This window comes from Streptomyces sp. NBC_01669, assembly GCF_026339735.1.
Taxonomy (GTDB): Bacteria; Actinomycetota; Actinomycetes; order Streptomycetales; family Streptomycetaceae; genus Streptomyces; species Streptomyces yanii.
The window spans coordinates 3,439,625-3,453,489 of record NZ_JAPEQG010000001.1; the positions used below are offsets into that span (position 1 = coordinate 3,439,625).

At 71.2% G+C, this 13,865-nt stretch carries 14 protein-coding genes and 1 pseudogene; 8 read left to right on the top strand and 7 right to left on the bottom strand.

Annotated features, from left to right (window positions below):
* Nucleotides 1-106: 106 nt before the first annotated feature.
* Nucleotides 107-772 carry an O-methyltransferase gene (locus OG972_RS15055; protein WP_037688857.1) on the top strand — a complete coding sequence of 222 codons (666 nt, stop codon included), beginning with the start codon at nt 107-109 and terminating at the stop codon, nt 770-772.
* A gap of 173 nt (nt 773-945) precedes the next feature.
* Here the strand turns inward: OG972_RS15055 and OG972_RS15060 are convergent, their stop codons facing one another.
* Nucleotides 946-1,113, bottom strand: coding sequence for a DUF3117 domain-containing protein (locus OG972_RS15060; RefSeq protein WP_003966491.1), 168 nt, complete (start codon nt 1,111-1,113; stop codon nt 946-948).
* 311 nt (nt 1,114-1,424) lie between these two features.
* Here OG972_RS15060 and OG972_RS15065 point away from each other — a divergent pair, with 311 nt between their 5' ends.
* Entirely contained in the window at nt 1,425-2,240 is an 816-nt protein-coding gene (locus tag OG972_RS15065) for an enoyl-CoA hydratase/isomerase family protein (RefSeq protein ID WP_266981839.1), read from the top strand.
* 92 nt (nt 2,241-2,332) lie between these two features.
* Here the strand turns inward: OG972_RS15065 and OG972_RS15070 are convergent, their stop codons facing one another.
* On the bottom strand, nt 2,333-2,920 hold the full coding sequence (locus tag OG972_RS15070; protein WP_266981841.1) for a DNA-3-methyladenine glycosylase I: 588 nt from the start codon (nt 2,918-2,920) through the stop codon (nt 2,333-2,335).
* Nucleotides 2,921-3,150: 230 nt separating this feature from the next.
* Nucleotides 3,151-3,450: pseudogene (locus OG972_RS15075) on the bottom strand (DivIVA domain-containing protein); the annotation flags it as partial.
* A 109-nt stretch (nt 3,451-3,559) separates the two neighbouring features.
* Here OG972_RS15075 and folP point away from each other — a divergent pair.
* Entirely contained in the window at nt 3,560-4,432 is an 873-nt protein-coding gene (gene folP / locus OG972_RS15080) for a dihydropteroate synthase (RefSeq protein WP_266981843.1), read from the top strand.
* Between the two features lie 138 nt (nt 4,433-4,570).
* Here the strand turns inward: folP and OG972_RS15085 are convergent, their stop codons facing one another.
* Together OG972_RS15085 and dapE are read right to left on the bottom strand one after the other, a co-directional pair.
* Nucleotides 4,571-5,329 (bottom strand): TIGR00730 family Rossman fold protein, encoded by a 759-nt coding sequence (locus OG972_RS15085; RefSeq protein ID WP_266981845.1) that lies wholly within the window; start codon nt 5,327-5,329, stop codon nt 4,571-4,573.
* Between the two features lie 93 nt (nt 5,330-5,422).
* Nucleotides 5,423-6,502 carry a succinyl-diaminopimelate desuccinylase gene (gene dapE, locus OG972_RS15090; RefSeq protein ID WP_266981847.1) on the bottom strand — a complete coding sequence of 360 codons (1,080 nt, stop codon included), beginning with the start codon at nt 6,500-6,502 and terminating at the stop codon, nt 5,423-5,425.
* 167 nt (nt 6,503-6,669) lie between these two features.
* Between dapE and OG972_RS15095 the strand changes: the two genes are divergently transcribed.
* A complete protein-coding gene (locus OG972_RS15095; RefSeq protein WP_266981849.1) occupies nt 6,670-7,611 on the top strand; it encodes a hypothetical protein in 942 nt (313 codons plus the stop codon).
* A 285-nt stretch (nt 7,612-7,896) separates the two neighbouring features.
* Nucleotides 7,897-8,358, top strand: coding sequence for an ATP-binding protein (locus OG972_RS15100; protein WP_266981851.1), 462 nt, complete (start codon nt 7,897-7,899; stop codon nt 8,356-8,358).
* 72 nt (nt 8,359-8,430) lie between these two features.
* On the opposite strand, the gene OG972_RS15105 is transcribed toward OG972_RS15100, so the two are convergent.
* Together OG972_RS15105 and fdxA are read right to left on the bottom strand one after the other, a co-directional pair.
* Nucleotides 8,431-9,528 (bottom strand): bifunctional succinyldiaminopimelate transaminase/glutamate-prephenate aminotransferase, encoded by a 1,098-nt coding sequence (locus OG972_RS15105; RefSeq protein ID WP_266981853.1) that lies wholly within the window; start codon nt 9,526-9,528, stop codon nt 8,431-8,433.
* A 149-nt stretch (nt 9,529-9,677) separates the two neighbouring features.
* The gene (gene fdxA / locus OG972_RS15110) at nt 9,678-9,998 is read right to left on the bottom strand and encodes a ferredoxin (protein WP_037688837.1); all 321 of its coding nucleotides are present in this window, start codon (nt 9,996-9,998) and stop codon (nt 9,678-9,680) included.
* 117 nt (nt 9,999-10,115) lie between these two features.
* On the opposite strand from fdxA, the gene OG972_RS15115 reads away from it, so the two are divergent.
* The 3 genes from OG972_RS15115 (at nt 10,116) to OG972_RS15125 (ending at nt 13,807) form a co-directional block, all read left to right on the top strand.
* Nucleotides 10,116-11,117, top strand: coding sequence for a GNAT family N-acetyltransferase (locus OG972_RS15115; protein ID WP_266981854.1), 1,002 nt, complete (start codon nt 10,116-10,118; stop codon nt 11,115-11,117).
* 10 nt (nt 11,118-11,127) lie between these two features.
* Nucleotides 11,128-11,964, top strand: coding sequence for a transglutaminase-like domain-containing protein (locus tag OG972_RS15120; RefSeq protein WP_266981855.1), 837 nt, complete (start codon nt 11,128-11,130; stop codon nt 11,962-11,964).
* 622 nt (nt 11,965-12,586) lie between these two features.
* Nucleotides 12,587-13,807 (top strand): hypothetical protein, encoded by a 1,221-nt coding sequence (locus OG972_RS15125; protein ID WP_266981857.1) that lies wholly within the window; start codon nt 12,587-12,589, stop codon nt 13,805-13,807.
* Nucleotides 13,808-13,865 lie beyond the last annotated feature (58 nt).

Below are 13,865 nucleotides of genomic sequence, written 5' to 3' on the forward strand. Positions count from 1 at the left end.
CATGGTCCGGACCCGATCTGCGGGCCGGATCCATGAGCTTTCCCCTGTCCCTTCCTAACGCCCGGTCCCATCTGCGGGTTCCCGGGTGCAGCGGATACAGTCACCGTTGCGCCAACTACGGGGACAGGAGAGGGTCATTACCGCCAACCGGCAGACGAGCTGGGCGTTCGCCGACGCCTTTGTCGCCGAGGACGAAGCACTGCGCTGGGCCAGAGACCGGGCCCGGGAGGCAGGGCTCCGCTCGGTGTCACCGGGCACCGGCGCCGCGCTGCGCTTGCTCGCTGCCACGACCGACGCCAAGGCGGTGGCCGAAATCGGCACCGGAACCGGCGTGTCCGGCATCTATCTGCTGCACGGGATGCGGCCGGACGGGGTGCTGACCACGGTCGATCCGGAGCCGGAGCGGCAGCAGTTCGCCCGCGAGGCCTTCCGGGCTTCTGGGTTCGCGGCCAATCGGGCCCGTTTCATCCCCGGCCGAGCCCTCGACGTACTTCCGCGGCTCGCGGACGGCGGATACGACCTCGTTTTCTGCGACGGCGACCGGCTGGAGAGCCTGGACTGCCTCGCTGAATCGTTGCGCCTGCTGAGACCTGGCGGTCTGGTCTGCTTCGAGGGCGTCTTCGCGGACGGCCGTACGGTCGACTCCGCGGCGCAGCCGGCGGAGGTACTGCGGCTGCGGGAGCTGTTGCGGGCGGTGCGGGAGAGCCAGGAACTGATGGCTACGTTGTTGCCGGTGGGCGACGGGTTGCTCTGCGCCGTCCGGCGCGGGTGACCGCTCGTCGCCCCTTGCCCCTCACCGGGCCGGCCGGGCGTCCTCGGTCCCCTCGACCTGCCCCACAGCCTCGAAGGCACTGGGACCGCCCTTCGACGCGCATTGTTCCGAATGCATCACTGCCCCGGCACGGTTCCGTGCCGGGGCAGTGATGAAGTGTGGGCGCCTCTGCGTCAGCCGACGACCTTCTTGAGGGCGTCGCCGAGTGCATCGGCCTCGTCCGGAGTCAGCTCCACAACAAGCCGACCGCCGCCTTCGAGCGGAACGCGCATGACGATGCCCCGCCCCTCCTTTGTCACCTCGAGCGGGCCGTCGCCCGTCCGCGGCTTCATGGCCGCCATGCTCGTTCCCCTTCCTGAAACCAGCTCATAACAACCGGCGGCCCCATGACAGGCGCTGTCTCACCGGCATCGAACACATTGCTTCCAGGCCATTATCCCGCATCACAGACCCCGATGACCAACATCGGTCTGCATCGCTTGCGCAACGCGCTCTCGCAAAACCACCCAATTCGGCGATCCGACTGCGATACTCCGTCACCCTCCCCCCTCCATCGGGGCGCAATTGTTAGACGCAGGTCACATGTTCCCCTCGGTGATGTCGGCCATGCTTGCCTGAACAGGCATTGCCCGAGGCGCAAAGGGGACAGCAAATGGCGGACCACGTGGCCGACACCGTGCTCTACGAAGTAACGGACGGACTCGCGACGATCACGATCAACCGTCCCGACGCGATGAACGCCATGAACACAGCGGCCAAGGCGGCCCTCCGTGACGCGCTGCAGTCGGCCGCGGCCGATACCGCTGTCCGGGCGGTTCTGCTCACGGCGGCCGGCTCGCGCGCCTTCTGCGTCGGCCAGGACCTCAAGGAACACGTCGCCACGCTGACCGCCACCCGCGAATCGGGTTCCGGCAATGCGCTGAGCACCGTGCAGGAGCACTACAACCCCGTCGTGCGGGCGATCACCGAGATGGAGAAGCCGGTCGTCGCCGGGGTGAACGGGGTCGCCGCCGGTGCGGGCTTCGGCTTCGCGCTCGCCTGCGACTACCGGGTGGTCGCCGACAGCGCGTCGTTCAACACCTCGTTCGCCGGGGTCGCCCTCACCGCGGACTCAGGTGTCTCGTGGACGCTGCCCCGGCTGATCGGCCAGAGCCGCGCAGCCGACCTGCTGCTCTTCCCGCGGTCGATCTCGGCTCAGGACGCGTACGAGCTGGGCATCGTGAACAAGCTGGTGCCCGCGGCCGACCTCGCCGCGGAGGCCCTGGCAGTGGCCCGCAAGCTGGCGGACGGCCCGACGGTGGCGTATGCCGCGCTCAAGGCGTCGCTGGCCTACGGCGCCGGACACACGCTGAGCGAGACGCTGGAGAAGGAGGACGAACTCCAGACGAAGGCGGGCGCCTCGGAGGACCACACCATCGCGGTACAGGCCTTCCTGGACAAGGCGAAACCGAAGTATCTGGGGCGATAGGGCCTGGCAGGGGTCGGTCCGGGCCCGGGGCCGTGGACGGTTGCTCACCGGTGGGTGGCTTCCTCCACGGCACCGCCGGCCCCGCAGCGTGGCTACGACCCGGTGCCGCGGGCCACGCAGTCGGCCAGGTGGTCGTCGACCAGGCCGCACGCCTGCATCAGGGCGTAGGCCGTGGTGGGGCCGACGAAGCGCAGGCCACGCTTCTTGAGGTCCTTGGCGAGCGCGGTGGACTCCGGCGTGACCGCCGGGACGTCGCCGAGGATGCGCGGGGCGGGGCGGGTGGCCGGGTCCGGGGCATACGACCAGATCAGTTCGTCCAGCTCGCCGTCCGGCCATGCGGCCAACACCTTGGCATTGGCGAGCGTCGCCTCGATCTTCGCGCGGTTGCGGATGATTCCGGCGTCGGCAAGGAGGCGATCCTTGTCGGCGTCGGTGAAGTCCGCCACCGCACGGATCGTGAACCCGGCGAAGGCACTGCGGAACCCTTCCCGGCGGCGCAGGATCGTCAGCCAGGACAGCCCGGACTGGAACGCCTCCAGGCAGAGCCGCTCGAACAGGGCGTCGTCGCCGTGGACGGGGCGGCCCCATTCCGTATCGTGGTAGGCGAGGTAGTCATCGGTGGACAGTCCCCACGGACAGCGCAGCCGGCCGTCCGCTCCCGCTTCGGCGCCGCCGCTCATCGCTGCGGCTCCTCGCCGGACCGGGGCCCGGACTCCGGACCGGGCGACGGCTCCTGCTGGGATCCGGACCGAGGCCCGTACTGCGGTCCGTACCGGGGTCCGGACGGGGGCCAGGCACGCGGCTCCGGCTGCCGGTCGGGCTGCTGCCCGGACTGCGGCGCCGCCCAGGGTGTCCGCTCGGGCCGCGGCCGGTCCTGCGACTCCTTGAGGAGCCCGACACCGCCCACCGCCGTCGCCTGCGCTCCGGCGAGCGCCGACTCCAGCTCGGCGATCCGCGCGTCCCGCTCGGCGAGCTCGGCGCCCAGCCGGCCGAGCGCGTCGTCGACGTCGGCCATCCGGTATCCGCGTGCCGTCACCGGCAGCCGCAGCGCCTCGACGTCCGCGCGGCCGACCGGACGGGTCGCGGGCAGCGGGTCGGTCAGCTGCTCGGGCGCCACGTCCTGCAGGACGGCACTCTTTCCTCCGCCGACCACCGCGAGGGTGACCGCGGCCACGACCACCACCATCGCCAGCAGCAAGAACCAGAACACGCGCATCTCCCCTGGGGCGGAAACCTGTCCGCCTCCGATCGTGCCATGCGGTACCGACAGTTAGGGTCGCAGGCGGCGGTGGGCGATCTATCCAGAGGAGAAACACAGGATGCGAAGCGGTGCGCTCAGGCTGGGGCAGCGCGAATTCGGGGCGCACGAGCCAGTGATCATGGCGATCGTGAACCGTACTCCGGATTCCTTCTACGACCAGGGCGCGACCTTCCGCGACGAGCCCGCGCTCGCCCGGGTCGAGCAGGCTGTCGCCGACGGCGCAGCGATCATCGACATCGGCGGGGTGAAGGCCGGTCCCGGCGAGGAGGTGACCGCCGCGGAGGAGGCCCGCCGCACCGTAGGGTTCGTCGCCGAGGTGCGGCGGCGTCACCCCGGTGTGGTGATCAGCGTCGACACCTGGCGCCACGAGGTCGGTGAGGCGGTCTGCGAGGCCGGTGCCGATGTGCTGAACGACGCGTGGGGCGGTGTCGATCCGAAGCTCGCGGAGGTGGCCGCGCGGTACGGAGCGGGGCTGGTGTGTACGCACGCGGGCGGAGCCGAACCGCGGACCCGGCCGCACCGGATCGCGTACGACGACGTGATGGCGGACATCCTGCGGGTGACGGTGGGGCTGGCCGAGCGGGCCGTGGAGCTCGGGGTCAGGCCGGACGGCATCATGATCGACCCCGGTCATGACTTCGGGAAGAACACCCGGCACTCCCTGGAGGCGACGCGTCGCCTCGGTGAGATGGCGGAGACCGGCTGGCCCGTCCTCGTATCGCTGTCCAACAAGGACTTCGTCGGGGAGACGCTCGACCGGCCCGTGAAGGAACGGGTGATCGGGACGCTGGCGACGACCGCGGTCTCGGCGTGGCTGGGCGCGCAGGTCTACCGGGTGCACGAGGTGGCGGAGACGCGGCAGGTGCTGGACATGGTGGCGTCGATCGCGGGGCACCGGGAGCCGGCGGTGGCCCGGCGCGGGCTGGCGTAGCGGCGGTGAGGCAGCGGGGCGGGCCGGGCGCGAGCCGGGGCCGGGGCGGCGGGGCCGCTGCGCGAGACGTGTCCCCTGCCCGCCCCTTCCCGATCCGGGGCACTGCCCCGGATCGGGCCCCTCAGTCACCGGAGGGACTCACCGTGGCCAGCGGCCGACTTCCTTCGTGACGAGGTCGACCGCCTCGTGCACGTCGTCCGTGACGTGGAACAGCAGCAGGTCCCTCTCGGACGCCTTCCCCTGCGCCACCACCGTGTTCCGCAGCCAGTCCACCAGACCGCCCCAGTACGCGGTACCGAAGAGCACGATCGGGAAGCGGGTCACCTTGCCCGTCTGGACGAGGGTGAGCGCCTCGAAGAGCTCGTCGAGTGTGCCGAGGCCGCCGGGCAGGACGACGAAGCCCTGCGCGTACTTCACGAACATCGTCTTGCGGACGAAGAAGTAGCGGAAGTTCACGCCGATGTCGACGTGCGGGTTGAGCCCGGACTCGAAGGGCAGCTCGATACCGAGGCCGACCGAGATGCCCCTCGCCTCCCGCGCCCCCTTGTTCGCCGCCTCCATCGCTCCGGGACCGCCCCCGGTGATCACCGCGAAACCGGCCTCGACCAGCGCCTTGCCGATCTGTACGCCCGCCTCGTAGTCCGGGCCGTCGGCCGGGCTGCGGGCCGAGCCGAAGACACTGATCGCGCTCGGCAGCTCGGCCAGCGCGCCGAAGCCCTCGACGAACTCCGACTGGATGCGCATCACCCGCCAGGGATCGGTGTGCACCCACTCGGAATCGCCCTCGGAGTCCAGCAACCGCTGATCGGTGGTACCGGGCTGTACCTGTTCCCTGCGGCGCAGTACCGGACCGAGCCGCTGCTCCTCGGGGACGTGAGCTTCTTCGGGGTTGCCCATGACCTGCTCCCTCCGACGACGTGACGCCATGACGACGTGCTGTGTCAGGTCAGGGTAGATCTACGGAGGTTACGGGCGGGGGTATGCGATGGGTCAGCTGGTGAGCCAGGAGCGGAGCCGGTCCTCGCAGTAGGTGATCCGGTCGACCGCGACGTGCTCGTTGCGCTTGTGCGCGAGGAGCGGGTCACCGGGCCCGTAGTTCACGGCGGGGACGCCCAGCTCGCCGAAGCGGGAGACGTCCGTCCAGCCGAACTTCGGCTGCGCGGTGCCGCCGACCGCCTCCATGAACGCCTTGGCCGCCGGGTGGGAGAGGCCGGGCATCGCCGCACCGGAGTGGTCGTCGACGGTGAACTCGACGACGCCGCAGTCCGCGAAGACCTCGTGGACGTGGGCGAGGGCGTCCTCGGGGCTGCGGTCGGGGGCGTACCGGTAGTTGACGACGACGGTGCAGGCGTCCGGGATGACGTTGTTGGCGACGCCGGCCTCGATGCGTACGGCGTTCAGGCCCTCGCGGTACTCCAGCCCGTCGATGACCGGCCGGCGCGGCTCGTAGGCGGCGAGGCGGGTGAGGATCGGGGCGGCGGCGTGGATGGCGTTGGACCCCATCCAGCTGCGCGCGGAGTGCGCCCGCTCCCCTTCCGTACGGAGAAAGACCCGCAGGGTGCCCTGGCAGCCGCCCTCGACCTGGGCGTCGGACGGTTCGAGGAGGACGGCGAAGTCGCCCGCCAGCCAGTCGGGGTGGGCGTCTGCGACATGGCCGAGCCCGTTGAGGTGCGCGGCGACTTCTTCGTTGTCGTAGAAGACGAAGGTGAGGTCGCGGTTGGGCTCGGGCACGGTCGCGGCGATCCGCAGCTGGACGGCGACGCCCGACTTCATGTCGGAGGTGCCGCAGCCCCAGAGCACGCCGTTCTCGTCGAGCCGGGACGGGACGTTGTCGGCGATCGGCACGGTGTCGATGTGTCCGGCGAGTACGACGCGCTCGTCTCGGGCGAGGTTCGTCCGGGCCACGACGTTGTTGCCGTGCCGGTCGACGGTCAGGTGCGGGAGCGTGCGCAGGGCCGTCTCGATCGCGTCGGCCAGCTCCTTCTCGTCCCCGCTGACCGACGGGAAGTCGACGAGGCGGGCGGTGAGGGCCGGGCCGTCCAGGGTGAGGTCAAGGGTGCTTTCGGGCATGGCCCCGACCCTAAGGCCTGTCCGGCCCCGATCCGCCGGACGGGCCCGGGGACTTCCTTGCGGACCGGGCCGGACCGGGGACCCCGCGAGCCCGGCAGGATCCGGAGGAAAAGTCCCTGAGGGACATCGCCGTCGGCCCCGGTCGGGCCCTCCAGTACCGTGGGCGCGTGCCCCGGACCGCCTCCTCCGCCCGCCGACACACCGGCCGCAGCCGCCTCTTCCGTATCGCGGCGGCTTTTGCCGTGCTCGTGGCCCTGGCCGGCTATCTGACCGTTCAGTACATCTCGGGCAACAAGGGCGTCGAGCGGTGCACCGTGCAGTCCGCCGACGGTTCGGCGGGCCGGGGACGTACGTACCGGTTGAGCCTGGAGCAGGCCGCGAACGCCGCGACGATCTCCGCGGTCGGCACCACGCGCGGGATGCCTGAGCGTGCGGTGACGATCGCGTTGGCGACGGCGTTGCAGGAGTCCGGGCTGCGCAATATCGAGCACGGCGACCGGGACTCGCTGGGGCTGTTCCAGCAGCGCCCCTCGCAGGGCTGGGGCACCGAGAAGCAGATCCTGGACCCGGTCTACTCGGCCGGGAAGTTCTACCAGCATCTGGCCGAGGTCCCCGGTTACTCGCGGCTGCCGCTGACGGTCGCCGCGCAGCGGGTGCAGCGCAGCGGTTTCCCGCAGGCGTACGCGAAGCACGAGCCGGATGCCGCGCTGCTGTCCGCCGCGCTGACCGGCCGTACGCCCGCCGCGCTGACCTGCACGCCGACGCAGACGGCGGCGGGGCCCGCCGATGCGGCAAAGGTGCGGTCGGCGCTGGTACGGGCCTTCGGCAAGGGTGTGCTGCCCTCCTCGGGCAAGGCGGGCGACGGCGCGGCGGGCGGGGCGGCGGCTGCGGGCACGGTCTCGGTGCCGGTGAAGGCGGCACGGACCGCCGGGGACGGCGGCAAGGCGCAGCGCGGCTGGGAGCTCGCGCACTGGGCGGTGGCGCAGGCCGAATCACTGGGCATCGACGAGGTCGCGTACGCGGGCCGGGTATGGAGCACCGGGTCGGGCTGGCGGACGGACCGTGCGGAATCAGGCACCACGCAGGTACGCATGCGACTCGTTCACTAGTACGAAGGATCCCTCGTAGGGGCCATCCAGCCCGTCGGGAAGCTGCCGCCGCCACACACCTCCGGCAGTCTCCACTTCATACACCAATTCCCTTGCGGGAAAAGGGAAGTGACGACTCACCCGGCCTTTGGGGAATGCAATGTTTGCCCGGGTTCCTCCGTTGCGGATTATGTGACGCATTACCGACTCTTTACTTCGGTCCACCGCAACCTCCCCCGCCCCCACGACGGTTGTCACTGCGTCCGATCAACGGACAGACAGATTCAACCCCGTCGAAGGAGCATCATGTCCCTCCCCCTGACCCGTCGGATCGCCCGTGCCGCGCTGCTGATCGCGGCGGGTGCAGCCCCCGTGGTCGGTGCGGCCGGCGCCGCAGGTGCCGCGGAGCTCCCGCAGGCCCCGGAGCTCGGCGGTCTGACGACCGTCGACGGCGCCGGTCTCGGCAAGACCGTCGACAGCGCATCCGAGCAGGGCGCCAAGGTCGCGGGCGCCACCGGCGGCAAGATCGTCGGGACGGCCGTCCCGGCCGCGGGCAGGACCGTCGGCAGCACGGGCAGCAAGGCCGCCCCCGCGGCACAGAAGGTCGCCGGCGAGGCGGCGGGCAACGCCGGTGAGCTGGTCGGCGGGGCCACCGGTGCGGCGACCAAGGGCAGTCTGCCGACCGGCGGTCTCGCCGGTGGCGGTCTGCCGGCGCCGCAGGGCCTCCCCACCCAGGGTCTGCCCACCCAGGGCCTGCCGATCGGCTGACTCGGTACCGGACATGCGCGAGGGCCTCGGGAATGCGCATTCCCGAGGCCCTCGCGCATGTCCGGTACCGAGTCAGGACAGCCGCTTGACCGCGGCTGCCACACGCTCGTCCGTCGCCGTGAACGCCACCCGCACGAAGTGGTCGCCCGCCGGTCCGTAGAAGTCGCCCGGCGCCACCAGGATCCCGAGCTCCGCAAGGTACGCCACGGTGTCCCAGCAGGGTTCGTCGCGGGTCGCCCACAGGTAGAGGCTCGCCTCGCTGTGCTCGATCCGGAAGCCGTGGGCCTCCAGCGCCGCCCGCAGCGCGGTGCGCCGGTCCGCGTACCGGGTCCGCTGCTCGGCCACGTGCGTGTCGTCGCCGAGCGCCGCGACGGTGGCGGCCTGGACCGGGGCGGGCGTCATCATCCCGCCGTGCTTGCGGATCAGCAGCAGTTCGCCGAGGACGGCCGCGTCGCCCGCGATGAACGCCGCACGGTATCCGGCGAGGTTGGAGCGCTTGGAGAGGGAGTGGACGGCGACGATGCCCTCGTACGTGCCGCCGCAGACGTCGGGGTGGAGCACGGAGACCGGTTCGGCCTCCCAGCCGAGCTCCAGGTAGCACTCGTCGCTGAAGACGAGCACGTCGTGCTCGCGCGCCCAGGCGACGATCCGGATCAACTCGTCCTTGGACAGGACCCGGCCGGTGGGGTTGGACGGCGAGTTCAGCCAGAGCAGCTTGAGTCCGGCCGGGTCGAGCTCGGTGGGGTCGTCGTAGACGACGGGCTCGGCGCCGCAGAGCCGGGCACCCACCTCGTACGTCGGGTAGGCGAGCCGCGGGTACGCCACCTTGTCGCCCGCACCGAGGCCGAGCTGGGTCGGCAGCCAGGCGACGAGCTCCTTGGAGCCGACGACCGGCAGCACGTTCTCGTGCGCCACGGAGACCGCGCCGAGCCTCCGCTCCACCCAGCCGGTGAGGGCGTCGCGGAGTTCGGTCGTCCCCCACACCGTCGGATAGCCGGGGCTGTCCGCGGCGGCGACGAGCGCCTTCCGGATCAGCTCCGGCACCGGGTCGACGGGCGTGCCGACGGAAAGATCGACGATGCCGTCCGGGTGGGCCGCAGCGGTCGACTTGTAGGGCGCGAGCTTGTCCCAGGGGAAGACCGGGAGGCGGGAGGAGACTGCTGCGGACACGGCTCTCTGCTTTCTCGTACGAGGGTGACGAGGTGGTTCGGGTGGTTCGTACGGCGCCGGGTCTGCCTGCGGCCCGGACCGGAAAACACCTCGGTCCCGCACGGTGACGAGCCGTACGGGACCGGGGCGGCGCACGTGCTGGCCGCTGATTACTGGTTCTGCGGCGGCAATGCTGCGATGAACGGGTGGTCACGCTCGATCAGACCCAGCTTGGAGGCACCACCGGGCGAACCGAGGTCGTCGAAGAACTCGACGTTCGCCTTGTAGTAGTCCTTCCACTCCTCCGGGGTGTCGTCCTCGTAGAAGATCGCCTCGACCGGGCAGACCGGCTCACAGGCTCCACAGTCGACGCATTCGTCCGGGTGGATGTACAAGGACCGCTGGCCCTCGTAGATGCAGTCGACGGGGCACTCTTCGATGCAGGCCTTGTCCTTGACGTCGACACAAGGCTGCGCGATGACGTAGGTCACGCTGTCGTTCCTCCTCGGTAGGGCGTTGGCTCTCGCGCGGGAGCGCGGCGTCGTCGATGCCCGCACCTAGTATCTCCGTTCCTGGGCACGAACCGAACAGGAGGGGCGGAGAGAGCTGTGGAATTCACCATCGGCGGACGGGCTGAGGTCCGGATTACCCCGGCTGACGTGGGCAAACGGGTATCAGTCCGACGTCGTTCGGAAGGCGGCGCGGCGGGCTGGAAATTCACCGACACCGTAGGGGTTCTCACATCCTGGAACAACCATGTGCTGTCGATCACACCGAAGAGCGGTGAATCCGTCCACATCGCGGAATCCTCGCTGGTGGCGGGCAAGGTCGTCCCCTCCGCGCCGGCCCGGCGCCGGGGCCCGTCGGCCACGTTCGCGGAACTCGCCCACGTCTGTGCCCGCGCCTGGCAGCCGGTGGAGAGCGAACCGCTCGGCGACTGGCAGCTGCGCGCGGCGGAGGGCTTCACCCGGCGCGCCAACTCCGTGCTGCCGCTCGGCGACCCCGGGGTGCCGCTCGACGAGGCGCTCGCGCGGGTGGAGCGCTGGTACGAGGACCGCGGGCTGCCCGCCTACATCCAGACCGCGACAGGCGCGGAGGGCACACAGGAGAATCTGTGCGCGGAGCTGGAGGAGCACGGGTGGCGGCGCGAAGTCACGGCGCAGGTGCGGATCGCGGCTCTGGCGCCGATCGGCGATCTGGACGCCGACGTCGCGCGGGTGCGGCTGAGCCGGGGGATCGACGAGGCGTGGCTCTCCCGGTACCAGCGCTTCGACACTCCGGGCCCGCATGTACTGAAGGTGCTGGGCAGCGGGCCCTCGGTGTGGTTCGCGACCGTGCCGGGTGACGCGGCGGGCGACGCGCCTGCCGCGATCGGACGGTGTGTCGTGGACGGGCGCTGGGCGGGCTTCATGGCCGTCGAGGTCGATGCCGCGTACCGGCGGCGGGGCCTGGCCTCCGCCGTCATGACCGCACTGGCCCGGCAGGCGCTGGACGAGGGTGCGTCGGCGGCGTGGCTGCAGGTGGAGGCGGAGAATGAGGGGGCACGTGCGCTGTACGACCGGATGGGGTTCGTGACCCATCACCTGTACCACCACTTCCGGTCCGCGTAGGGGCAGGAGCATGTCCCCCATGAACCCAGGGCTGAACCCACGGCAGCAGTTCGCCGAGGAGGCCCGCGCCGAACGCCCGGACCTCGCGCTGCTCTGCCTGCTGCTGGCCGCGGAGGCCGACCCGGCGCTGGACGCCGACGGGATCGACGCTGCGCAGATCGAACTGGACCGGCTGGCGGGACTGCTTCCGTACGGGGTGCGGGGCGGACGCGCCTGGGCCTCGGCACTGGCCGAACTGCTCGGCGAGCGGTGCGGGTTCGTGGGCTCGTCGACGGACTACCAGCGGCTGCAGTCGTCGCTTCTGCACGAGGTGTTGCGGCGCAGGCGCGGGCTCCCGATCCTGCTGTCGGTGGTGTGGATCGAGGTGGCGCGGCGGGCGGGCGCTCCGGTGTACGGGGTGGCGCTGCCGGGTCATTTCGTCGTCGGGTTCGGCGATCCGGCGGAACAGGTGCTGGCCGACCCGTTCGCCGGCGGCAGGCCGATGACCGACCAGGACGCGGAGTTGCTGGTGACGGGGGCGACCGGGGCACCGCTCGAGCCGTCGATGCTGGTGCCGGCCCGACCGCTGGAGATCGTGCTGCGGATCCTGAACAACATCAGGGCGTGGGCGGCGGCCCGCCCGGAGTGCACACGTGTGGCGCTGTGGGCGGTGGAACTGTCGCTGCTGCTGCCCTCGCATCCGGCGCGGCTGCGCTACGAGCGGGCGCAGCTGCTCGTACAGAGCGGGGAGTTCCTTCGCGGGGCGGAGGAGATGGAGGAGTACGCGGAGCTGGTGGAAGTGGTGGAGCCGGCGGCGGCGGAGATGGTTCGGGGGCGGGCACGGGCGGCGCGGGCCTTGCTGAATTAGGGGTGCGCAGGCGTGGGGACCGGGGTCGTCCGGTGGGCGTTCGGACCTCGGTCGCAGGCCGGGCCCGGTGCACAGGGGCTACGGCGGAACCCTCGTCTCCCGTACCGAACACGGCAGCCGAAGCCGGGCCGAGTGCGGCAAGCCTCCATCGGGTCGGAAACGGGAGCGGCGCATGTCCGGGGGTCGCCCGAGCGGGCGCCCGGTCTCTTCTGCGTGCCACGCGCGCCGCTCCTCGCACCGGCTCCGCAGCGCCTCTGGAGTGACGCGGACGCCCCCCAGGCGATCACGCGCGCACGGGGCACACCATCAACCAGCCATCGCCGCAAGCGAGTTCGAGCCGAATGCGAGAGTCTCGCCGCACCGATCGCGCGGCGCGTCACCATGAGGAAGCGTCAGCAAACAGGTGGCTCTACGGAGCCAAACCTGATTACGCCACGATATGCAGTCCGATGGGTGATTATCAGTAATTCGCCACCCGAAGGGCCCACGGCATAGCTCCAATGCACAGCTCCCCGATGGCGCCGAGTCGCATTCCGGTTAACGGTGGACCACGTCGCAGCTGCGTCACCTTGAGTCGACATCCCGTCACTCATCGCAGTCGCGTCGAAAGGAATGTGTTCAGATGCGCTCTGCCCGCACACTGTTCGCTTCGGCCGCGATCACCGCGGTCCTCGCCATCACTACTCCTGCTGCCCATGCCATCACGCTGGCCGATGACTGGGACGGCGGTTCCTCCTCCAGCAGCGACGATCACGGCGGCCGCGGCGATGACCGCGGCGACGACCAGGGCGGTCGCGGCGACGACCGCGAAGACGACCACGGCAAGGGCCACCACGGCGAGAAGGACGACCACGGCGAGAAGGGCCACCACGGCGAGAAGGACGACCACGGCGAGAAGGGCCACCACGGCGAGAAGGACGACCACGGCAAGAAGGGCGGCTGGGGCGACAAGGGCGAGAAGGGCGACCACGGCGAGAAGGACGGCTGGGGCGACAAGGGCCACCACGGCGGCAAGGGCGAAAAGGGCGACAAGCCCCGCGGTGGCGTCCACACCGGTGGCGGCGCCATGGCCATGACGGTGGCCAAGCAGTGGCAGCCCGGCAACGACTCCGGCGACTCCTACGGCGACGAGGGCGGCGGCGACGACGAGGGCGGCTACGGCGGCGACGACGAGGGCGGCTACGGCGACGACGAGGGCGGCTACGGCGGCGACGAGAACGCCCGGCCCGACCACGGCAAGGGCGGCTGGGGCGACAAGCACGGCGACAAGGGCGAAAAGGGCGAGAAGGGCGGCTGGGGCGACAAGGGCGAGAAGGGCGGCTGGGGCGACAAGGGCCACCACGGCGAGAAGGGCGAGAAGGGCGACCACGGCGACAAGGGCCACCACGGCGAGAAGGGCGAGAAGGGCGACCACGGCGACAAGGGCCACCACGGCGGCAAGGGCGAAAAGGGCGACAAGCCCCGCGGTGGCGTCCACACCGGTGGCGGCGCCATGGCCATGACGGTGGCCAAGGAGTGGCAGCCCGGCAACGACTCCGGCGACAACTCGAAGAAGGGCGGAGACGACCGCGGTGACAAGGGCGGCCGTGGCGGCGACGAGGGCGGCTACGGCGGCGGCGGCGGCGACGAGGGCGGCTACGGCGGCGGCGGCGACGAAGGCGGCTACGGCGGCGGCCGTGGCGGCGACGAAGGCAAGCCCCGCGGTGGCGTCCACGCCGGTGGCGGCGGGACCGCGATGACCGGTGGCGGTCTGGCTGCCGGTTCGGCGCTGCTCATCGGTGGGCTCGGCGTCGGTGCATACAAGGTGCGCCGCCGTCAGAGCACGGGCGGCGCGCTGGCCTGAACGAACTGAACCGCTGATCTCGCGCAGCTGTCGCGGTCGCCGTCCCCCGGGGCGGCGG

Bases quoted from the DNA above. Each gene is read 5' to 3' on its own strand.
- OG972_RS15065 (WP_266981839.1), top strand. From the start codon at position 1,425: ATGGCGGACCACGTGGCCGACACCGTGCTCTACGAAGTAACGGACGGA.
- dapE (WP_266981847.1), bottom strand. From the start codon at position 6,502: ATGCCCGAAAGCACCCTTGACCTCACCCTGGACGGCCCGGCCCTCACC.
- OG972_RS15085 (WP_266981845.1), bottom strand. From the start codon at position 5,329: ATGGGCAACCCCGAAGAAGCTCACGTCCCCGAGGAGCAGCGGCTCGGT.
- folP (WP_266981843.1), top strand. From the start codon at position 3,560: ATGCGAAGCGGTGCGCTCAGGCTGGGGCAGCGCGAATTCGGGGCGCAC.
- OG972_RS15120 (WP_266981855.1), top strand. From the start codon at position 11,128: ATGTCCCCCATGAACCCAGGGCTGAACCCACGGCAGCAGTTCGCCGAG.
- OG972_RS15125 (WP_266981857.1), top strand. From the start codon at position 12,587: ATGCGCTCTGCCCGCACACTGTTCGCTTCGGCCGCGATCACCGCGGTC.
- OG972_RS15070 (WP_266981841.1), bottom strand. From the start codon at position 2,920: ATGAGCGGCGGCGCCGAAGCGGGAGCGGACGGCCGGCTGCGCTGTCCG.
- OG972_RS15100 (WP_266981851.1), top strand. From the start codon at position 7,897: ATGTCCCTCCCCCTGACCCGTCGGATCGCCCGTGCCGCGCTGCTGATC.
- OG972_RS15060 (WP_003966491.1), bottom strand. From the start codon at position 1,113: ATGGCGGCCATGAAGCCGCGGACGGGCGACGGCCCGCTCGAGGTGACA.